This window comes from Clostridioides sp. ZZV14-6150, assembly GCF_020657875.1.
Classification (GTDB): Bacteria; Bacillota; Clostridia; order Peptostreptococcales; family Peptostreptococcaceae; genus Clostridioides.
In genome coordinates this window covers 197,711-217,947 of sequence record NZ_JAGWDA010000001.1, presented here as the reverse complement: position 1 = coordinate 217,947, position 20,237 = coordinate 197,711, and the positions used below count along the sequence as shown (strand labels likewise).

The window sequence follows — 20,237 nt, the reverse complement described above, 5'->3', positions numbered from 1 at the left end:
TTATAATATTTATAGGAAATTGAAAGGAGATATAAAATGTACAATTTAAAAGTAAAAAAATTAAATGACGACGCTATAATACCTAATTTTGCTCACAAAGGTGATGCGGGTATGGATTTGTATTCTATAGAGGAGGTTGTAATACCTTCTGGAGAGACTAAACTTATTAAAACTGGAATATGTATAGAACTTCCTGCTATGACAGAAGCACAAGTGAGACCTAGAAGTGGACTTGCTTTAAAACATTCAATTACTGTGTTAAATACACCAGGAACTATTGATGAAGGATATAGAGGAGAGCTTAAAATCATATTAATAAATCATGGAAAAAATGATTTTAAAGTTGAAAAACATATGAAGATTGCTCAAATGGTAGTAAAACCTATATACGAGATTAATATAGAAGAAGTTAAAGAATTAAGTGATTCTGAAAGAGGAAAAGGTGGATTTGGTTCAACAGGATTCTAAAAAGTTACAAAAAAGTTAAAAAATATAAAATTATTTAATAAGATATAGATTGGCTATATAACTGAGTTTTAAGCTCTTTATGATTAAAAAATATTTATGGTAATTTATGGTATAGAATTATTACTATAGACAAATAGTTACAAGTTTGTAATAATATTAATATAAAAGAAATAATTGATATTCAAAAATAGTGTCAGTTATTTCTTTTATGTTAGAAATAAAAAATAAATCTACTAGAAAAGAGGAGATGAGTGGAAAGTTATGAATTTTAATCAAAAGAGAGTAGCAGCCAGTATAATGGCTACCGCGATAATAATGCCTACAATGGGGAATTTAGCATATGCTAATGAGTCTGAAATAGAAAGTTCAACTGTAGAAAGTAGAACAATAACAGGGAATGCAGTAAATTTTAGAAAAGGACCAGGTACAAATAATGCATCTATAGGAAAGTTCTACAAAGGTGATAAAGTTGAGTACATAGGAAAAGATGGTTCTTGGGTAAAAGTTAAATATAATGGGAATACAGGTTATGTACATGAAAACTATGTATCAATAAATAGCCTAGGAAATAGTAATGAAAGTAATGATGCTTCAGTAAAATCAACAAAAGTTGTTACAGCAAAGGGATTAAATTTTAGAACAGGTCCAAGTACAGGAAGTTCTAAAATATCTACTTTGGGATATGGTACTGAAGTTGGATACATATCTGAGTCAAATGGATGGTCAAAAATAAGTTCTAATGGTAGAGTAGGTTATGTTTCAAGTAAATATTTAGGAACTAACTTAAGTGATTCTACAAGTGGAAATTCTGGAAACAGTTCAAGTAATCTTGTAAAGGATACAAAAGTTGTAACAGCAAAATCATTAAACCTTAGAACAGGACCAGGAACAGGACACTCTAAAGTGGCTACATTAAGTTATGGTACTGAAGTTGGAAGTATTTCTGAAAATGGAGGATGGACAAAAGTAAATCATGATGACCAAACAGGATATGTATCAAGTCAATATCTTGCAGAAAAAGGTTCTGTTGATACTTCAAGTCCATCTGATTCAACTAATTCTCCAAGTCAGGGAGCTGATAGTGTAATAAGCTTTGCAAAGACACTACTTGGAAAACCATATGTATGGGGAGCAGAAGGTCCAAATAGTTTTGACTGTTCTGGATTCACACAATATGTTATGAAAAAATCTGCTGGAGTTAGTATACCAAGAGTATCTAGAGACCAAAGTAAGTATGGAGCATATGTAAATAGAGGAGACCTTAGAAGTGGAGATTTAATATTCTTTGATACAGAAGGCTCAAATAATGGTTCTGTAAGTCATGTTGGAATATATATGGGAAATGGAGAGATGATACACGCATCTTCAGGTTCATCAAAAAAGGTAACAATATCTAGTATAAATAGTAGTTACTATTCAAGTAGATATGTAAATGCAAGAAGAGTTTTATAATCATTTAGATTTAATTATAAAACTTTACAAATAGATATTTCTTTATTGCTTATAAAATAAAAGCAGGTATGATGTCAATAGTATTGTAGATTACTATCTATATTACTGTTGATTTAGTACCTGCTTTTTGTTGTTTATTTATTCTATCTGCGTATAGAAAATGGACAGTTCTTTATAGTTTTTTATATCTTTAAGCGGATTTAAGCTAAAAGAGTAAGTTAGTAAATCGTTGTAGTTTTATATATAAAGAAGAATTTTAGAATATTTTTTGAGATTCTTCTAAGTCATAAGCATCCATTAAAGCTTCACCAAATCTTTGATAGTGAATTATTTCTCTTTGACCTAAGAATTTTAGTACATTTATAACATCAACATCATCTGTTAAGTTTATAAGTTGATAATATGTTGCAAGTGCTTTTTGTTCAGCAGCCATATCTTCATGTAAATCAGTTACAGGATTTGACATAACCGCGATAGGTCTTACATCAAATGGAACTCCATTTGAATCTGTTGGATAAATTCCATATCCATTTTGTGCATAGTTTGAGCCAAGGCCAGCAGCTTTTAATTCTTCTGGAGTCACATCAGAAGTTAACTGATAAACCATAGTACATATAAGCTCAACGTGAGCTAGTTCTTCTGTACCAATATCTGTTAAAAGTGCACGCATATTACCAGTAGGCATTGTATATCTTTGACTTAAATATCTCAAAGATGCAGCAAGTTCTCCATTTGGTCCGCCAAACTGAGTTATAAGAAACTTAGCCATTCTTGGGTCACAAGTTTTTATATTAACTGGGTGTTGTAAAGTTTTTTGATATATCCACATGAATTTTCAATCCTCCAATACTTGATGTCTAATAATTAAATTCTCTGTCCCAAGGCCAAGGTTGCTCAGCCCATTGCCAAGGGCATCTACTTGGAGCATACCCAAAGTTAGTTAAAGGACCATATTTATTTTCGTAAGCATATCTAGCCTGTGCAAATTGGTTACACAATGAATTGTAAGTGTTGATAGCATTTTTATCATCAGGATGAGTGTCTAAATATAAGTTCATATCAACACATGCAAAAGATGTTTCCTGAATTTTTCTCATAAGTTCAGCTCTAGATGAATCTTTCATTATCTTCTACCTCCTCTTAATTTTTTTGGCTTAGCATATAATTCTTTGTTGTACATTTCAGATTCTAATAAATTTAGTTCTGGAAATATAGTTCCAAATTTTAATGCATCAGAAAGGCAGTACATTTCTGTGAAAATTTGATTATTAACATATGGTCTAGCCAAAGATGAACCACAATTTTTTTTAATGTCTCTAGTTTTATTTTCCAAGATGAAAACCTCCTTGTTGTAAATAGATAGGTAAGTCTATCTAGTGTATAATATTCATCCATTTAAAAATCGTTACTCATAATAAAATATTAAATGAGAAAAATAAAAAAGATAATAAAAGAAAGGCATTATTTATGTTATTATAAGTTTATGTGTTATTGTAAACTATAAAGTATTTATTAAAATTAAAGTAAAAATCATAGTATTTTATAGAAGTAGGTAGACTTTTTTGTAAAATATTATTAACATAAATATACGAGGTGATTAAATGAGTGAGCTATCAGGAAAAGGCTGTGAAATTATAGTTCCTTTTGAGGAAAGACTTTCACTAAGGGATATAGAAAAAAGTATTATAAAAAAATATAGAAAACATTTATGGTCTAAATTTATAAAGGCAATAAGAGATTATAAATTAGTTGAAGAAGGGGATAAAATAGCTGTAGCAATATCTGGAGGAAAAGATAGTATTCTTATGGCTAAAATGTTTCAAGAATTAAAAAGGCATGGACAAGTTAATTTTGATGTTGAATTCATTGCTATGGACCCTGGATACCATGCGAATATAAGGCAATTACTTGTAGATAATTGTGAGTATTTAAATATACCAATACATTTATTCGATTCAAGAATATTTGAAATAGCTGATGAAATTGCAAAAGATTATCCATGTTATATGTGTGCAAGAATGAGAAGGGGAGCATTATATTCAAAAGCAGAAGAATTAGGGTGTAATAAACTTGCATTAGGTCATCATTATGATGATGTAATAGAAACAACTATGCTTAATTTGTTATGTGCAGGAAATTTTAAAACTATGCTTCCTAAGCTTAATTCTACTAATTTTGAAGGAATAAAAATCATAAGACCACTTTATTATATAAGAGAAGAACATATCATAAGATTTATCCAAAATAGTGGTATATGGCCTTTAAATTGTGCATGTATGGTTGCTGCTAAAAAAACTGGAAATAAAAGATATGAGATAAAAGATTTAATAAAAAGTTTAGAGCCAAATTTTAAAAATGTAGAAAAATCCATATTTAAAGCAGCAGAAAATGTAAATCTTGATTCAATACTAGGGTGGCAAAAAGATGGGGAGAAACATTCTTTCTTAGAAAATTATGAATAAAAGTAATTAAAGGAATCACTATAAACAATTGGAAAGGGTGTTTATATTGAAGAGAGTATATATAGATTTTGAGATGAATATGCCAAATTCTAAATCAAAGAGAGATATATTAAATTCAGATATAATTGCAATTGGAGCAGTTATGTATGATGAAAAGACAAAAAATATTGATAAGTTTAAATCTTTAATAAAGCCAGTAAGTAATGCCCAGTTGTATCCTCATATACAAGAGTTGACTCATATATCTTCAGAAGCATTAAAGTATGCACCAAGCTATGAAGAGGTCATGAGAAAGTTTAAAAAGTGGTTAGGCATATTTTCTGAGATTGAAGGAATATATACTTTTGGTAATTTAGATTTAACATGTTTCAATAACACTGATATGAGAAGTTCTAAAAAAAACAATCATCCAAGGTTCGTAAACAACATTCGAGAGTTATTTGTGGATATAAAAGAGAAATATATAGAGTGTGGTATAAAATGTATGAACTATATATCACTAAAAAATTTACTTGAATTTGCTAATTTAGAGTTTAGTGGAGATGCACATGACCCATTAAATGATGCATATAATTTATTTATTTTAGATGAGGCAATTACAAATAATGTAGATATACAAAATATTTTAATAATGCTAGATATAATAAGACCTCCGTTTAATAACATAAATCCAGATTTAAATGATTGTTTTGATAAATTTAAAGAATCACTTTATAAAAAAGAAGGAAATTATGATATTGTAGATTTTTCTATTGAGATAATAAAAACTGTGAGAATGTACTTATTGACAATTATAAATATAAATATACAAAACATAGAAGTTATAAAAGATATAGATAAAAAATTGGATACTATAGATAAATTGAAGAATATAGAAGATGGTTATTTTTATTTATTAGAAGATGTGTATTTTGATATAAAAGATTTATTAGAAGATTTAATGCTTTATAGAGTACATGAAGATGAATACAAAAATGAAATAGAAAATATAATAAAGATGTTTGATGAAGATTTAGAGAGTGAGAAAATATATATTGATAAGAATAATAATTTAAATGCTATTAATAAAGTATAGAAAGTTACAACTAATAGAACAAAATTTGATGATTATGATAGTTTTTGAATAAAACTAGATTTAAATGGAATTAAACTTCTATAAAAATATATAAAATAGTAATAAATGTAGAAAGTATATATGCTTTCTACATTTTTAATATTATAGTATTTTAAATTTAAAAAATGTATTATATATTTTATAATTAATATATTTTATTGACATTTTATGATTGAAAAATATAAAAACTACTTCTTGCGAAAGTAATTGATTTGTTGTATTATAATTTACATGAATATGGAAGATAATCTTAAAAGCTGTATTATAAAAGTGCATATATTTAAATTTTTAACAAATAACTTATTTATTAAAAGATGAAGGGTAGGATGAAGTTATGGGATTTAAAGAAGTAAAAATTGAAGAGCTACAATTTAATCCATTCACTAAAATTGGTAAAGAGTGGTTACTTATAACAGCAGGAAACTCAGACAAATTTAATACAATGACTGCAAGCTGGGGTGGTGTTGGAGTGTATTGGAGTAAAAATGTTGTAACAACTTACATAAGACCACAGAGATATACAAAAGAGTTTGTAGATAATAATGACACATTTACAGTTGCATTTTTTGATGAAAAATACAGAGAAGCTTTAAATATTTGTGGTACTATTTCTGGTAGAGATATAAATAAAGTAGAAAAAGCAGAACTTACACCATATTTTGTAGACGATACAGTAGCTTTTGAAGAAGCTAATATGATTATGGTTTGTAAAAAATTATATCATGATACTATGCCACCAGAAAACTTTGATGCTAAAGAAAATGATGAAAAGTGGTATCCAAAGAAAGATTATCATACTATGTATATATCAGAAGTTGTAAAGGTTCTTATAAAAGAATAGATAAAATAAATTTAAAAAATATGTTTAATAGTAAATAGGTATTTTCTTTTAATTACTATTAAATAGATATTTTTTTATTAAAAGATGAACTCTGTTTTCTAGCGTTCATCTTTTTTATTTCCTTATATAGAAATATTTATATGAAGTATTCAAGGATATTTCATATGTATCTATTAATTATCTGTGTTTATTGTACTTAGTTTATTTTAAGAGAGATTCTTTTAAAATGAGATTTACTTAATATATAGTCTTAAGAGTATAAATGCTAACTAATAAAAATATATATTATATTAGGTATTTTAAATCGGTATTTTAAATAAATTTTGAAAATAAAAGGGTGATTTTTTATGGAAAATATAACTAGTTATTTTAGAACAATAGTATGTGTATTTATATGTTTATCGTCTGCATTTATATTTATTCAATTAGCTAGAGTTTTTATTAATAAGAAAAAAACTAGTATAAAAAATAAGTCAAAAAAAGGTTTTCGTTATGATAGAGATTTAATTGAGACAAGGAGAGAAAAAACATATACACAAGATAGAAATAGTGATAAAAATAAGAATATTGATAAGAAATTAAAGGGAGAAAAAGTATTCAAATATGATAATGGAGATTTATATAAAGGTGAGTTTATTGATGGGAAGAAAAATGGATTTGGGACATATATTTTTTCAAGTAAGGAAAGATATGAAGGGTTATGGAAAGATGATAAGATGCATGGAATAGGTAAATATACTTATAAAGATGGTTCAATATATACAGGGGAATTTAAAGATGGTTTAAAAAATGGTCTAGGAAAATTAACTTATCCAAATAATGATATATATAAGGGCTATTTTTTAGATAATAAAAAAAATGGAAAAGGTGTATTATATAAAAGTGATGGAAATAAGCAGGCAGGAATATGGGAAAATGATGAACAATGTAAAAGCTTAGATTTTAAAGAATTAAACAATAAAGAATTAAATAATAATGTTTATCAAAATAGATTAAGTGATAATAAGATAAAAATTTAATTATTATAGTAAAATAATCTTTATTTATAATGGAATATATACTGTATCTTTAGTAAAATTTGTAAAAATTTCATATATCATATAAAATTAAGTATTGATTAGTATATTGTATAAATATAGAATATAAATATATCCATTTGATAATAAGGAGAAGAGATATGAAAGAATATGTAGTTGTAGATTTAGAAACTACAGGATTAGATCCATATAAAGGTTGTGAAATAATAGAGATAGGAGTAACAGAAATAAAAAATGACGAAATTGTAAAAAACTATTCGAGGTTAATAAAACCTAAGGGTATAATTTCTTCATTTATAACAGAATTGACACATATAAGTAATGAAATGGTAGAAAAAGAGGAGTCTTTAGAGTTAGTTTTACCTAGATTTAGAAAATACATAGGTGATAGAACTATAATTGCACATAATGCAAAATTTGATTTAAAGTTTTTAAATTACTATCTTAAAAAGTTCGGCTTAGAGCCAATAAATAATTATATATGTACACTAGAATTATTAAAAAAATGTAAAAGTTATAAAGGAAAAAATAAGAAGCTTGAAACAGCTTGTGCTTATTACAATATAGAGAATATAAATGCTCATAGAGCTGATAGTGACACTTTAGCAACTGCAAAGCTATTTTTAAAAATAAAAGATGAATATTAATCGCAAATATAGAGAAAATTAGTGAAAATATCCTTTATAAAATTGACCCTTAAACTTACAATTTTGTTCTTTGATTTATTTTGTGGAACAATGTATAATGTACCTTATATAAAGAAGGGAGACTAAAATGGGTTATTACAATGATGATGATAATAATAAAATAAGACGTAAAAAAGTCAGTAATAATAAAGATAGTAATAAAAAATCTAAACATTCTTATACTTCAACAAGTAAAAAAAATAAAAATTCTCAGACAGCCTCTAGTAAAAGAATGAATGAAAAGGTAGATTCACAAAATATTATAAAAAGAGATAGTTTTACAAGAGATAATGTAAGACCTTTAAATACAGATTATGGTCAAAGAGATAGACGAAGAGTTGAGTACAAGCAAAGAGATAGAAAGTTAAAAAGTAAAAAAAGAAGAAAGCAAAAGAGAATTAAAATAGCTAGAGCATTATTATCTGTTATGCTAGTGGCACTCATTATATTTTCAGTTGCAGGTGCAATTTTTACAGTTTCAGCTATAAAAGGTTCACCTGAAGTTACTAAGAAATTAATTAAGTCTAAATATATAAGTAGTGAGGTTGTCAGTATAAAACAAATGCCAAAGGACTTAAAACAGGCTATAGTTTCCATAGAAGATGAGAGATTTTATAAGCATAAAGGAGTAGATGTTATTTCTTTAGCTAGGTCAGTACTTAATAATGTGTTTACAGATACAACACAAGGAGGAAGTACTATAGATATGCAAGTTTCAAAAAATCTGCTTACAAGTGACGATAAAACTATGAAGAGAAAAATAAGGGACATGTATAATGCAAAGCAGATGAATAAGATTATGAGTAAAGATGAAATCCTTGAAGCTTATTTAAATAATATGTACCTAGGAAAAAATGCATATGGAGCTGCAAAAGGAGCTGAAGTGTATTTTGGTAAAAAAGTTGGAGAGTTAAACCTAGCTGAATGTGCTATGCTTGCAGGTATGACCAATAATCCTGCTAGGTATATTGACCATGGAGAGGCTAAAAAGAGACAGTTGACTGTATTGTATAAAATGCATGAACTTGGTTATATAACTGATAAAGAATACAGAATAGCAAAGGCTGATGATACTCCATTTAAGTCAGAGATTGATTAAATTTGTAAAAAATATAGTGTTGTCAATATATAGAATATAATAAAAGTTTGATTTGCCACCATATTGCTACTATAAGTTATAATTTGGTGGCAAATTATTTTATATATTCTTGAAAATATTTATAGTTTTATATTCTACAATCAATCTATTAATAAGAAATGAGTTAGAGAAATGAGTGAATTTTTATTTAGAGTGTTAGTTTAACAGTTAGATTTATATACCTTAGTATTGTTTCTTAAGAAATATATATTGTTTCTCAAAAAGTAAAAAGTCACTCTTAGTGAAAGAGTGATTTTGAGCTTGATATAAAAATTGAGTGTTATAAAAAATAGCTTACTACAGTTGATTATGAAACTTCACTCTAGAGCAATAGATTGTAGTTTCTTTTTTTGTTTTTGATATTATTTTACATCTTCATTATATATAATTTTATAAAAAATAAAACCATAAAGATTATAATATAAAAAATAAATATACTTGAATTAAATTTGTATCATTTATTATAAGATTATTTAAAAGTAGATAAAACTAAAAAGGATTTTCTAGAAAATAAAATCTATCTAATTATGCTTATTTACCAAGACCATCACTTGATATAAATATGATTCTACTACATTTTCTCCGTACTCTAGCATAAAATCATCTAGCAGTGTATCTATAAAATTACAATAATCATGTGAACTACTAATATAAGCAGTTAATACATGTGTACACGTATCTATTTTTTCCATAAACATTTTACATCCCCCTAAAAAACTTTCATAAAAACAAAAAGAAAATATCTTTTTGGCAACTGGCTGACATAACTCATAAGATACTTTATAAGTCTTAGTCCCTATAGCTTTGCGTCACTAAATTTCTCTAGTTTTGCCGATTTAGTTTTATTCTACACCTATATAATACTAGAATATAATCAATTATTCAATATTATTATGAGAAAATAAAAAAAATTTTAAATTATGAAAAATATTTTGCTTCAAAAAACAAAATGAATGCATAAATTATATGGAAATACTTGTATGTAGTTGTGTATTAAAAAGCACCTATCATTAATTTAGGCTAGAGAAAATATTAGGAAATGATAGGGTATGAAAAAAGAAGAATTTAAAAAAACTTATATGGTAAAAATTGGATGAAAAGGTTTGCTTTAATTCTCTTGCATATAAGACTCTATTGAGATAGAATTTATTTATGCATAAATTGACTTACACTATAATGTGGTAGTAAAACAAAGAAAGTATTTTAGCTTTGAAACAAGAGATTTTTAAAAAATATACATAAAAATTTAATATCAAAAGTAATTTAAAGATTAGTCTAGTTTATTTCCCACAAAAGTATTATAATGTTCTTTGTGTGTAAAAAAGGAATATTCATATTAGATACTACTCAAGATAAAAATATTAATATATTGTCGTTATTAATAATATAATAAAAGTTTTAATGAATTATATTATTAAATCTAACTTTTAATATTTTAAAAAAGATTAGAAAATTAACATAAAATGCAAAAATTCACAATTTTTTCATAAAGTATTTGACTAAAAAATTCTCTTGTTGTAGAATTATGTTAGAAAGAGTTTTGGGGGAGGTGTAAATAATGATAAGAAAAATACCACAAGCAGAACTAAAAGTAATGAAATTTATTTGGAGAGTAGATGCTACAGTAACATCAAAAGATGTTATTGAAGCAATGGAGCAAAAATATGGATGGAAACAAACCACAACACTGACACTTTTATCAAGACTAGTAAAAAAAGAATTCCTACATGCTCAAAAAATAGACAGATATACACATTACACAATAGTGGTTAAGCATCAGGATTATTTAAACTTTGAGACAAAGGATTTCCTAAGCAACATACATAATGATTCTTTGGTAAGTTTAATGTCAGCTTTACATGAGGATGAAGCTATAGATAAAAATAAGCTAGATTTTCTAGAAAATTACTTTGATAATTTAAAGGATGAATAGTTATATGGTACAAGTTTTTGAAAATCTTATACAGACAACTATTATATGTAGTCTTGGTATTTGTCTATTATTATTTTTGAAAAGATATTTATTTAAGAATTTTAGTAAAAGGTTCAATTATTATATTTGGTTAATAGTAGTCTTTAGGATGTTGCTTTTTATGTTTAATTATACAATAGTGTATGAAGTAAAAGAATCGAAAAGCAATAATGCAGTAGGAAATAATATTACAGAAATCAATGTTCCTACAGATAATAATTTTATGTTGTATTTAGCTTATTTATGGATATTTGTAGCTATAGTTATTGCAGTGTATACGTTTGTAAAGTATACAAAATTTAAAAATCTTGTTGTCGATGTATCTTATGATATAGAAGATGATGATGTTAACTGTCTTTATAAAGATTTACTGAAAGAGTTAAATATAAAAAAGAAAATTGAATTAAGAGGTTCTGATGAACTGATAAGTCCAGCAGGTATGGGATTGTTCAAATCGTACATATTTTTACCAGATTATCCTTATAGCAAGGATGAGTTAAATTGGATTTTAAGACATGAATTGATGCACTTTAAAAACAAAGATCTTTTAATAAAGTTTGCAGTGTTATTTGTGAAAATAATATATTGGTTTAATCCACTTGTTTATATAATGAGCAATAGAATAAATATCGATTGTGAATTATGTTGTGATGAAGGTGTTTTGAATGATTGTTCTTTAAAAGATAAGAAAGAATATGCATTAGCACTTATAAAGTCAATTAAGATGAGTAAGAATTATCAGAGTGGGATTTTGACAACAGAGTTTAGTAAGACAAATTTAGAAAAGAGACTTGAGAGTATTATACATAAAAAATCTCATAATGGTGTTTTAATAGCATTAATTTTATGTTTATTATCTTCAATCACATATTTAAAATTTGAATCGTTTAATTCTAACTCATTCATACAACAACTAAACAAAAGTGATTCTATTAAAAATGAAGAATCTGAACTCAAATTTTTAGGACAAGTTAATACAGAAGATTAATAAATAATTCCTAATTTTAGGGATTTAAATATATTAAAACATTAAGGAGGATTTTTATGCTAAAAAAATCAAAAAAAATACTAGTAGTTCTATTATGTTTAATTATGTTAGGTAGTACAACTATCTTTGCTGATTCATCAACAAATAATATAGAAAATAATGAATCTACAGAAGAACTTACATTCTTATTCAAAATTGAAGGTTATACATTTAAATATGAAAATGCACCACAACCATTGAAGGACAATTATGACAAAACTTGTAAAGAATTAGGTATATCACCAGATGCCAATTCAGAAATATTTGTTCCAATAGATGAAATGCAAAAATATAAACAAACTTATAATTTTGATGACTCTATAGCTACATATGATATTTTTAATATTTATTATTCTGAGGAAGATTTATATTTCAAAGTTACTGGTGATAAAAATTATAAGGTATATATAACTACATATGTTGGTTATGGTCATCAAACAAGTGGAAATGCAGTTCACTTAGTACAGTTATTATTAAAAAGATGTGGTTATTCTTTAAATGCTGATAGTTCTTTCGGTCCTGATACATATAACAAGGTAAAAAGTTTTCAAAGCAAGTATGGTCTAAGTGCTGATGGTGTGGTTGGTATAGGGACATGGAATAAATTTGTAGTTGTTTTAAGTCTTTAATAATATTTAAATCATAACTAAATTTTTATAGATTAAAAAGAGATTCTTGAAATATTTATGTGCATTATTTCAATAAAGTTTTGTTTTTGAAGTTATAATCAAATATTTATTACTAAGGCTATGATTGCAAAAATCGTAGCCTTATTTTAGTATTTTTCCATTCTTATAAAAATTATTACTTCTTAAAGAAAATTTCTTTTTTCAAAGTAAATGCTTAAATAAGCTAAAATTTAAGTCTAATTTTTAATCTTTTGCAAATTGCTTTATATTTTTATATGATACATAATTTAAAGCATTTTTACTTTAATGTACAACAAATCTTTGTATTTCAGTATTAGAAAATATGGCTTTAATTACATAAGAAAATCTAATTAGTCCATATGCATAAGCTATTAATATATATCTAACAACATTGTTTCTAATATCTATGAATACTTTTAGCTAATACTTTGAACTTTAGTTTTCTGCAATCCATATTAGTAAGATTTCTTTTATTTATATCTTCTAAGCTAATATCAATACCTATATATGTTGATTTTATTTACTATTCTACTTTCACTTCTAACCTTATAATGTATTGCATCTAAAAATATAATTAGGTAAATCATATCAAGTGTTCTATTTTGACACTCATGAGCTAAAGAAATAACTCCATAAGTAATTTTAGGTACTATATCTCAATTATATAAATATTTTTAAATTAACTTGATATATCCTAAGTAGATATATACATTTTGAGTACATTTTAATCACTTATTTATATATTCCTAATATCATTTTAATAGTTTTTGATTATTTTTAGTTCAAAATTTCAATTTCTATTTCTTAAAATATTTAAAGTTATTTCTACAAAATAAGATTTAATATTTTTATTTCTATATATATTTCCAGTATTTTTAGTATTTTTATTTTTGTTATAATATATCATAATTTAAATGCTTATTAGGCTTTGCTTCTAATATTTGATGAATTGTATTTACAAATAAATATCTTAACATATTTTGAATATACGTAGTTGTTTCAAAATCATGTTTTTTAATAAGTTGTTTTAAGATTTCGTTTTGTGTTAAACATAAAAAGTGTTTGTTTTTTTATATGTTGTGATATTTGATATTTTAATTATCATCATTTTTTGGAAGAATAAACGCTTTATTTGGAAGAAGATTTTTCTATAAAATATATTAATAACTGTTATTATACCTAAGGTTTAAATAAGATTTTAAATATTTTATAAGCATTTCCATATAACCCTACCATCAATATCCTTAACCTCTTGACATCCAGTCAAAATCATAGTCTCATATAACTCATTTCTAACCTTATCTATAAAAAACTCAACACCATTAAGACCACCGCCAAAAGAAGCAGTAACAAAAGGTCTTCCCATCAAAACAGCATCAGCACCCAAACCTAGCATCTTGACCACATCAACACCAGTTCTAACACCTCCATCAGCAAGTATAGTTATCTTTCCTTTTACAGCCTTAGCTATATCTGGAAGTACCTCACAAGTACCGGGAGTATAATCAAGCACCCTTCCACCGTGATTTGAAACAACAATAGCACTAGCTCCAGACTCTACAGCCATCAAAGCATCATCAACAGTCATAATCCCTTTTATTATAAAAGGCAATCTAGTCGCTTCAACCAACTCTCTAATCTCTTCAACTGTCTTAGGTGAAAAAGGATTTTCTTGAAGCTGATTATTAATCAATCCACAAGCGTCAAGGTCTACACCAACTGCAAAAGCACCAGCCTCTTCAGACAATCTAATTTTTTCTATTATCTTTGAATTTTTCCAAGGTTTTATAAATACAATTCCATTTCCAGCATTATCTTTTAAAACATCTAAATTATTCAATAAAAAAGTATCTACATTAGTATCGCCAACCATGGCATAGATTCCAGAATTAGAGCAACCTCTAACAACAGGTTCGATATATTCTTTTTCAGAAATCTTACCTCCCATATTTAACATAGTCCCTGATACAGGTGCAGCAAATATAGGAGCACTCATTTTTTTACCAAATAACTCGATAGTAGTATCTGGATTTGAAACATTATGTATTACTCTCATATTTATCTTTACTCTTTCCAAGCTTCTTCTATTTTCTATAAAAGAAGAGCCACTTCCTTTTCCTCCCATGCCAGGAACATTTCCAGCACAAGCTACTCCATTACAAATCTTACAGACTTTACACTTTCCATTAAAGTTTTCTCTAGCAGATTTTAATAATTCATTATAGTTCATATCAAATTCTCCTTTTCGTTATATTAAAATTGAGTATTACTATATTGAAAATATCTTAATTGTAAATGAAGAGATGATATTGTGATTAGTTAAACTGAATAATACATATTAGATATTTTTATTATTGTAGGTAAGTAAATTATAGCATATGAAATAAATAAAATTTAAATAAACTTAAATTGTTTTTATTGATATCGTGTATATATAAGATATTTATTAAAATTCAAAAAGGCTATATATAGATTTTTTTAATCTATATATAACCTTTAAATTTATGTCAATTTCTTTTTTATTAATGAATAAATAATATAGAATACAATATACAAAAAAGTTGCTCAAAATGTTAGGCTAATCCCCATTTACAGAGCAACATCATTATGCTATGTAAATTTGAATCAACAATGTTTTCACCATACTTCAACATAAAGTCATCTAATTGTGTGTCTATAAATGAATAATATCCACTTATGCTATCAATATATGCAGTCATTAAGTGTATACATTCATCACTTTTATCTTTATACATCTGTATCTCCCCCTATACAATATATAAAATTTGATACTAAATCGTATCTTATAAAATAGTTAAGTGTGTTACATTTATATTCAATCTCTATATTTATATCCTTATATTAATAGGTAAAGTGAATTTTGACAATAGGTTTTGAAAAACTGGATGTTCAAAACGTAAAATTGGGTTTTAAGATAATTAAGCAAGTTATATGTATACAATATATATATATAACTTACTTAATTACAAATATTATAAAATTATATAACAATTACTTTTATTAAGAATGTTTAAGTGGTAGAATAACTTGGGAGATTAATAATTATTAGGAGGATATAATATGAGTTCGTACAAGTTTATATATGAAGATAAGGAATATTCATTAAAAGAGGATAATTGCAGTGCTTTAATAAATGATGAAGAAAGTCCAATTCAAGGAATAAGTATTCCAAAAATAATTGAGATACTTAATGAATCAGAAGAGGTTGATTTTGATATAGAATACTATCAAGAAGCATGCCCATTATGCTTAGAGGGTGTAAAAGAAAAGAAGAAATTCTTTCCATTTTTAGAATATCATTTTTATATTTTTAGTAAAGATGGAAAATATGTAATAAGTAATATATCTAATGATTATAAAGGGATGTCTTTTAATAAATTATCAAGAGCAAATAAAGTTGATAATAGTTACATTGTAAGTGTGATAATTTGCGAAAATTGTCAAGATTATATAATTCAAATAGAAAATTGTATAGTTTAGGGTAACTTATGTATTAATTTAGGAGAAATTTCTAAATTGAGACACCGACTTTTTTAAAAAATAGTATGGAAAATTACTAAATTTATGAGATAATGAAAGTCGGAGGTGGGTTACAATATATAATAAATATTTGGAAGATATAGATAGTATAATTTTAGACTCAATGTTTAAACTGACCTTGAATGAGAAACTATTAAATAATAATGACTTTTTTGAAAAAAGAATTGATGAAATTAACAATTCAATTAATTACTATAAAACTGAACAAAGTAGTTTAATGTTATTAAAATTAAATTTTTTGCTAGCTTTACTGTATGGGATTCAAGGATTTAGTGAAAGAATGAAAAAGTATATTTTGATTTCCTGTAAATATATTGAACAATACTTACCTAAAGATTATGTGTTTTTAGCACGATTTTATTCACAAATAGCCATTTTAAGTTTAAAGAATGAAGATGTAAATAGAGCAAATCTATATATAGATAAATTTAATCTTATTTGTAAGGATAGCAATTTTTTAGTTGAAGAAATTATTTTTGAATCTCAATTGATTTATATTAAAGCAAGTAAATGTATTGATTCTTCTATAATAATTAAGGAAATAGAAGACTTATATATAAAAGTAAAAGAAACTAATGATTTTAATTGTAAAAAAATATATTTTTTTATAATTGGGAAGATATATTTTTTATTTTTAGATGATGCATTAATTGCTAAAATGAATTTCTTAAAAGCAAGAAAATATGCAGACTTATCAAAAGATATAGAAGTATGCTCACTATGCAATATAAAGCTAGGGGAATGTGAATGTTCATTTGAAAATTATGAAGGAGCAAGAGAATACTTTAATGAAGTAATAAAGAATAAGAAATATACAAACGTAAATATGATTCAAAAGTATAGAGCATCAAATAATATAACTAAATTATTAATAAAAACTAAAGACTATTCAGGTGCTATAAATAATTTAGCAAAATCTGAAGTATATTTGGAAAAATTTAAGAATCAAGATTTAAAAGAAGTAGAAAAATTAGACTTATATATAAATCTAGCTATGTACTATACAGAAAGTAATGAGAAATCATTTGAGCAATCAACTTGTTATTTAAATCGGGCTAAGAGTTTATTAAATAACATAAATAGTGTAGAGGAGTATATAATATATGATTTAGAATTAATTTATCATCAGGTTAATATATATTATATATTTGAAAATTATGAAAATGCTTTAATTACAAGCAAAAAGCTTCTTGAAAAGGCTAAAGAGGCTAAAAATTATAATTATGTAAAAGAAGCATATAAAACTATACACATGTGTTTTGAGAAGATACAAGATTATGAAATGAGTATGAAATACTTTAAAATGTACTATGAGTTAAAACAGATGTATATGAAAGCTAGGAATAGAAATTATATAGACTCTTTAAATTATAGACATGAACATATCGAAAAAGAAATAAATAATATGAAAAAAATAAAACTCGATTTAGATAAGAAAAAATATATTGACCCTTTGACAAATGCTTATAATAGGGTATATTTAAATAATTTTTTAGAAAAACAAGAGATTAGTGAATACAGTACTGCATTTATGATAGATGTAGATTATTTTAAGGAATACAATGACACTCATGGTCATTATAATGGCGATGTTGCTCTTAAAAATATAACTATGATAATAAAAAGATATTTAAAAGAGGACATGTCTGTTATAAGGTATGGAGGAGAGGAATTTTTAATATTGTCTATATGCAAAGATTATAGAAAAAGCAAGGTATTTGGAAAAAAGTTATGTAAGGTTGTAAAAAAATTCTTAAATGATAATTTGACGATTAGTATTGGTATTGATACATGTAAAAATAGTAGTATAGATATAAGTGAAATAATTGAAAATGCGGATAAAGCCTTATACAAAGCAAAACAAAATGGAAGAAATAGATGTTTGCATTATTATGATTTTAAGAATTTTTAATTGTTGAAATAGGATTGGTGATTTACTTGAAAGGGAGTTTAATAGAAGATTTAAAGAGAAATATAAAAAAGATAGAATATGATATGTTGACTAAGTTCTATCTGAATTTAACCGATTTAAACTACATCTTGGATTATCACAAAGACCTTTTAAATACAAAAATAGATGCTAAAGATAAAGTATATATTTTATATTTAATTAGTCTAATAAACTATGTAAAAAAAGATAGAGAAGCATCGTATAACTATTTGATGGATTCACTAAAAGATATTAAACAATTATCACTAAAAGATGATGCAGATATAATATCTAAGATTTATATTTATCTTACTCTATCTGCTATTTCTATAAAAAAATATGATAAAGCAAATCATTTTTATTTTTTAGCCAAGAAAATTATAAAACAACAACGTTTGAATGAATTATTGGTCTTGTTCAATATGAGTTTATGTGTAGAAATAAGTGCATTATATAAAACTAAATCTGAAGTAGTACTCTTAGTAGAGGAAGTATCTTTTTTTAAAAAATTAAAAAATAAAGTTCTTGTAAGTAGAGCAAATTACATATTTGGTAGGGTATATCTATACTTATTTAATAACTTTATAAAAAGTATGGAGTACTTGATTGAATGTCTAAGACTAGCCCAGGAAAATAATCTATATTCTATAGAAGCTTTTTGCAAATGTATAATAAGCCTCTGTTATTTAGAAAGTGGGAATAACAGAGAAGCTATAAAGTATATAAAAAATGCACTAGATGTTACACATAATAATAATTCAGTATGTTCAACTGAAAGAGTAGCAATAAAAATAGACCTTATATGGGCATATTTAAGAGAAGATATGAATAAAGAAGCAGAAGTTGTTTTAGAAAAAACTATAAAACTGATGGATGTTGTTGAAGGTGTATATAAAGATTATTTGTATTCATTCATATTTTTATATTCAGCCGAAATTGAGTTAAAGAAAGATACTTGTAATTTTGAAAGAGTAAATGCATATTTGATTTTATCAAAAAACATATATAAAAGTTTTGGAGATGTTTTTATATATAATTCTAAATTAGATTATATTTATAAGTTGTATGGAGATTTATATATAAAATTTAACAATGTAGATGAAGGAATAAGATATTATCTAAAAGGTTTAAACTTAGTTAAAAAAAGCTCATTAAATCCTAAAAAAATGTCGATGTTTTATGGTCTAATAGCAAAAGGATATGAATTGAAAAAAGAGTTCAAACTAGCAATTGAATATTATAAAAGTATGGATTGGTATTCAGATAAGTGGGAAAAAAACAATTCTTATAAAACATCACAAGGTATTCATAAACAATATGAGTTAAGACAAAAACAAGAAAGTTTAAGATTACTTGTAGATGATAATAAGAAATTGGAAAATGATATTTTAACTGATGGACTAACTAGACTATATAATAGAAGATATTTAGAACAGCAATTGAATTTATTCAATGAAGGTAGAGATAAAAATATGATGGCAATATTGATTGATATAGATTGTTTTAAAAGCTATAATGATAACTATGGTCATCCAGCAGGAGATAAAGTTATAATTAAAGTAACTGATATTATAAAAAATGTATTTATAGATATTACTGAACACATAATTAGATATGGAGGAGAGGAAATCTTAATATTAGTAGATTCTATAAAATCAATAAATGTTGAAGAAATCGATAAGATAGAAATATATATTAAAAGAGTTTTTAAACTTCTTGAATTTGAAGGAATTGAACATATATACTCTAAAGTAGAAAATTATGTGACTATAAGTGCTGGAGTAAGTATAAAAAGATGTTGTAGTAGAAAAGATGTCGAAATATTAATTGAAGATGCAGACAAAAACCTATATAAATCCAAAAAAGCAGGTAGAAATCAGTATATACTATAATTTAAAA

Annotated in this window: 21 protein-coding genes and 1 riboswitch; of the genes, 14 read left to right on the top strand and 7 right to left on the bottom strand. The window is 25.3% G+C overall.

Annotated features, from left to right (window positions below; genetic code table 11):
* Nucleotides 1-36 precede the first annotated feature (36 nt).
* Both dut and KGF41_RS00995 read left to right on the top strand, forming a co-directional pair.
* The gene (gene dut / locus KGF41_RS01000) at nt 37-468 is read left to right on the top strand and encodes a dUTP diphosphatase (RefSeq protein ID WP_227828249.1); all 432 of its coding nucleotides are present in this window, start codon (nt 37-39) and stop codon (nt 466-468) included.
* 261 nt (nt 469-729) lie between these two features.
* Nucleotides 730-1,920, top strand: a complete 1,191-nt coding sequence (locus tag KGF41_RS00995) for a C40 family peptidase (protein WP_227828250.1) — start codon at nt 730-732, stop codon at nt 1,918-1,920.
* 256 nt (nt 1,921-2,176) lie between these two features.
* Here KGF41_RS00995 and KGF41_RS00990 read toward each other — a convergent pair whose 3' ends face one another.
* From KGF41_RS00990 to KGF41_RS00980, 3 genes are read right to left on the bottom strand one after another with little or no spacing between them, the layout of a single operon-like run.
* Complete coding sequence (locus KGF41_RS00990; RefSeq protein ID WP_227828251.1) at nt 2,177-2,749, bottom strand: manganese catalase family protein; 573 nt, start codon at nt 2,747-2,749, stop codon at nt 2,177-2,179.
* 28 nt (nt 2,750-2,777) lie between these two features.
* The gene (locus KGF41_RS00985; RefSeq protein ID WP_021385274.1) at nt 2,778-3,044 is read right to left on the bottom strand and encodes a spore coat protein CotJB; all 267 of its coding nucleotides are present in this window, start codon (nt 3,042-3,044) and stop codon (nt 2,778-2,780) included.
* Nucleotides 3,044-3,253 (bottom strand): spore coat associated protein CotJA, encoded by a 210-nt coding sequence (locus KGF41_RS00980; protein ID WP_227828252.1) that lies wholly within the window; start codon nt 3,251-3,253, stop codon nt 3,044-3,046. Before KGF41_RS00980 ends, KGF41_RS00985 begins: the two co-directional genes overlap by 1 nt.
* A 268-nt stretch (nt 3,254-3,521) precedes the next feature.
* Here KGF41_RS00980 and KGF41_RS00975 point away from each other — a divergent pair, with 268 nt between their 5' ends.
* From KGF41_RS00975 to KGF41_RS00950, 6 genes are all read left to right on the top strand, one after another.
* A complete protein-coding gene (locus KGF41_RS00975) occupies nt 3,522-4,382 on the top strand; it encodes a tRNA 2-thiocytidine biosynthesis TtcA family protein (protein WP_227828253.1) in 861 nt (286 codons plus the stop codon).
* A 37-nt stretch (nt 4,383-4,419) separates the two neighbouring features.
* Nucleotides 4,420-5,457: a 3'-5' exonuclease gene (locus KGF41_RS00970; protein ID WP_227850095.1), complete on the top strand. Its 1,038-nt coding sequence runs from the start codon at nt 4,420-4,422 to the stop codon at nt 5,455-5,457.
* Nucleotides 5,458-5,830: 373 nt separating this feature from the next.
* A complete protein-coding gene (locus KGF41_RS00965) occupies nt 5,831-6,337 on the top strand; it encodes a flavin reductase (RefSeq protein WP_227829297.1) in 507 nt (168 codons plus the stop codon).
* 347 nt (nt 6,338-6,684) lie between these two features.
* Nucleotides 6,685-7,356, top strand: a complete 672-nt coding sequence (locus KGF41_RS00960; protein WP_227829296.1) for an MORN repeat-containing protein — start codon at nt 6,685-6,687, stop codon at nt 7,354-7,356.
* Nucleotides 7,357-7,514: 158 nt separating this feature from the next.
* Nucleotides 7,515-8,021 carry a 3'-5' exonuclease gene (locus KGF41_RS00955; protein WP_227829295.1) on the top strand — a complete coding sequence of 169 codons (507 nt, stop codon included), beginning with the start codon at nt 7,515-7,517 and terminating at the stop codon, nt 8,019-8,021.
* 127 nt (nt 8,022-8,148) lie between these two features.
* Nucleotides 8,149-9,159: a biosynthetic peptidoglycan transglycosylase gene (locus KGF41_RS00950; RefSeq protein WP_227829294.1), complete on the top strand. Its 1,011-nt coding sequence runs from the start codon at nt 8,149-8,151 to the stop codon at nt 9,157-9,159.
* A gap of 560 nt (nt 9,160-9,719) precedes the next feature.
* Here the strand turns inward: KGF41_RS00950 and KGF41_RS00945 are convergent.
* Nucleotides 9,720-9,896, bottom strand: coding sequence for a hypothetical protein (locus tag KGF41_RS00945; RefSeq protein ID WP_227829293.1), 177 nt, complete (start codon nt 9,894-9,896; stop codon nt 9,720-9,722).
* Between the two features lie 48 nt (nt 9,897-9,944).
* Nucleotides 9,945-10,041, bottom strand: a riboswitch (cyclic di-GMP riboswitch).
* A gap of 715 nt (nt 10,042-10,756) precedes the next feature.
* Between KGF41_RS00945 and KGF41_RS00940 the strand changes: the two genes are divergently transcribed.
* Genes KGF41_RS00940 through KGF41_RS00930 form a run of 3 tightly spaced genes read left to right on the top strand, consistent with a single transcriptional unit; the run spans nt 10,757 to nt 12,826 of the window.
* Nucleotides 10,757-11,131, top strand: a complete 375-nt coding sequence (locus tag KGF41_RS00940) for a BlaI/MecI/CopY family transcriptional regulator (protein ID WP_255287733.1) — start codon at nt 10,757-10,759, stop codon at nt 11,129-11,131.
* On the top strand, nt 11,124-12,158 hold the full coding sequence (locus KGF41_RS00935; RefSeq protein ID WP_227856270.1) for a M56 family metallopeptidase: 1,035 nt from the start codon (nt 11,124-11,126) through the stop codon (nt 12,156-12,158). Before KGF41_RS00940 ends, KGF41_RS00935 begins: the two co-directional genes overlap by 8 nt.
* Nucleotides 12,159-12,214: 56 nt before the next feature.
* Entirely contained in the window at nt 12,215-12,826 is a 612-nt protein-coding gene (locus tag KGF41_RS00930; protein WP_227856269.1) for a peptidoglycan-binding domain-containing protein, read from the top strand.
* Between the two features lie 515 nt (nt 12,827-13,341).
* Here the strand turns inward: KGF41_RS00930 and KGF41_RS20800 are convergent.
* The 3 genes from KGF41_RS20800 to KGF41_RS00915 all read right to left on the bottom strand — a co-directional run bounded on the left by KGF41_RS20800 (nt 13,342) and on the right by KGF41_RS00915 (nt 15,603).
* Nucleotides 13,342-13,473, bottom strand: a complete 132-nt coding sequence (locus tag KGF41_RS20800; protein ID WP_413906967.1) for a transposase — start codon at nt 13,471-13,473, stop codon at nt 13,342-13,344.
* A gap of 581 nt (nt 13,474-14,054) precedes the next feature.
* A complete protein-coding gene (locus KGF41_RS00920) occupies nt 14,055-15,077 on the bottom strand; it encodes an alpha-hydroxy-acid oxidizing protein (RefSeq protein ID WP_227856268.1) in 1,023 nt (340 codons plus the stop codon).
* Nucleotides 15,078-15,420: 343 nt separating this feature from the next.
* On the bottom strand, nt 15,421-15,603 hold the full coding sequence (locus KGF41_RS00915) for a hypothetical protein (RefSeq protein WP_227829288.1): 183 nt from the start codon (nt 15,601-15,603) through the stop codon (nt 15,421-15,423).
* 325 nt (nt 15,604-15,928) lie between these two features.
* On the opposite strand from KGF41_RS00915, the gene KGF41_RS00910 reads away from it, so the two are divergent.
* The 3 genes from KGF41_RS00910 to KGF41_RS00900 all read left to right on the top strand — a co-directional run bounded on the left by KGF41_RS00910 (nt 15,929) and on the right by KGF41_RS00900 (nt 20,230).
* A complete protein-coding gene (locus KGF41_RS00910; RefSeq protein ID WP_227842174.1) occupies nt 15,929-16,348 on the top strand; it encodes a DUF3785 domain-containing protein in 420 nt (139 codons plus the stop codon).
* A gap of 163 nt (nt 16,349-16,511) precedes the next feature.
* Complete coding sequence (locus tag KGF41_RS00905; RefSeq protein ID WP_227856267.1) at nt 16,512-18,320, top strand: GGDEF domain-containing protein; 1,809 nt, start codon at nt 16,512-16,514, stop codon at nt 18,318-18,320.
* A gap of 83 nt (nt 18,321-18,403) precedes the next feature.
* Complete coding sequence (locus tag KGF41_RS00900; RefSeq protein WP_255615417.1) at nt 18,404-20,230, top strand: diguanylate cyclase; 1,827 nt, start codon at nt 18,404-18,406, stop codon at nt 20,228-20,230.
* Nucleotides 20,231-20,237 lie beyond the last annotated feature (7 nt).

Coding starts and splice junctions, on each gene's coding strand:
- KGF41_RS00960 (WP_227829296.1), top strand. CDS start 6,685: ATGGAAAATATAACTAGTTATTTTAGAACAATAGTATGTGTATTTATA.
- KGF41_RS00915 (WP_227829288.1), bottom strand. CDS start 15,603: ATGTATAAAGATAAAAGTGATGAATGTATACACTTAATGACTGCATAT.
- KGF41_RS00985 (WP_021385274.1), bottom strand. CDS start 3,044: ATGAAAGATTCATCTAGAGCTGAACTTATGAGAAAAATTCAGGAAACA.
- KGF41_RS00905 (WP_227856267.1), top strand. CDS start 16,512: ATGTTTAAACTGACCTTGAATGAGAAACTATTAAATAATAATGACTTT.
- KGF41_RS00945 (WP_227829293.1), bottom strand. CDS start 9,896: ATGTTTATGGAAAAAATAGATACGTGTACACATGTATTAACTGCTTAT.
- KGF41_RS00900 (WP_255615417.1), top strand. CDS start 18,404: ATGTTGACTAAGTTCTATCTGAATTTAACCGATTTAAACTACATCTTG.
- KGF41_RS00940 (WP_255287733.1), top strand. CDS start 10,757: ATGATAAGAAAAATACCACAAGCAGAACTAAAAGTAATGAAATTTATT.
- KGF41_RS00935 (WP_227856270.1), top strand. CDS start 11,124: ATGAATAGTTATATGGTACAAGTTTTTGAAAATCTTATACAGACAACT.
- KGF41_RS00955 (WP_227829295.1), top strand. CDS start 7,515: ATGAAAGAATATGTAGTTGTAGATTTAGAAACTACAGGATTAGATCCA.
- KGF41_RS00995 (WP_227828250.1), top strand. CDS start 730: ATGAATTTTAATCAAAAGAGAGTAGCAGCCAGTATAATGGCTACCGCG.
- KGF41_RS00975 (WP_227828253.1), top strand. CDS start 3,522: ATGAGTGAGCTATCAGGAAAAGGCTGTGAAATTATAGTTCCTTTTGAG.
- KGF41_RS00990 (WP_227828251.1), bottom strand. CDS start 2,749: ATGTGGATATATCAAAAAACTTTACAACACCCAGTTAATATAAAAACT.
- KGF41_RS00965 (WP_227829297.1), top strand. CDS start 5,831: ATGGGATTTAAAGAAGTAAAAATTGAAGAGCTACAATTTAATCCATTC.
- KGF41_RS00920 (WP_227856268.1), bottom strand. CDS start 15,077: ATGAACTATAATGAATTATTAAAATCTGCTAGAGAAAACTTTAATGGA.
- dut (WP_227828249.1), top strand. CDS start 37: ATGTACAATTTAAAAGTAAAAAAATTAAATGACGACGCTATAATACCT.
- KGF41_RS00950 (WP_227829294.1), top strand. CDS start 8,149: ATGGGTTATTACAATGATGATGATAATAATAAAATAAGACGTAAAAAA.
- KGF41_RS00910 (WP_227842174.1), top strand. CDS start 15,929: ATGAGTTCGTACAAGTTTATATATGAAGATAAGGAATATTCATTAAAA.
- KGF41_RS00930 (WP_227856269.1), top strand. CDS start 12,215: ATGCTAAAAAAATCAAAAAAAATACTAGTAGTTCTATTATGTTTAATT.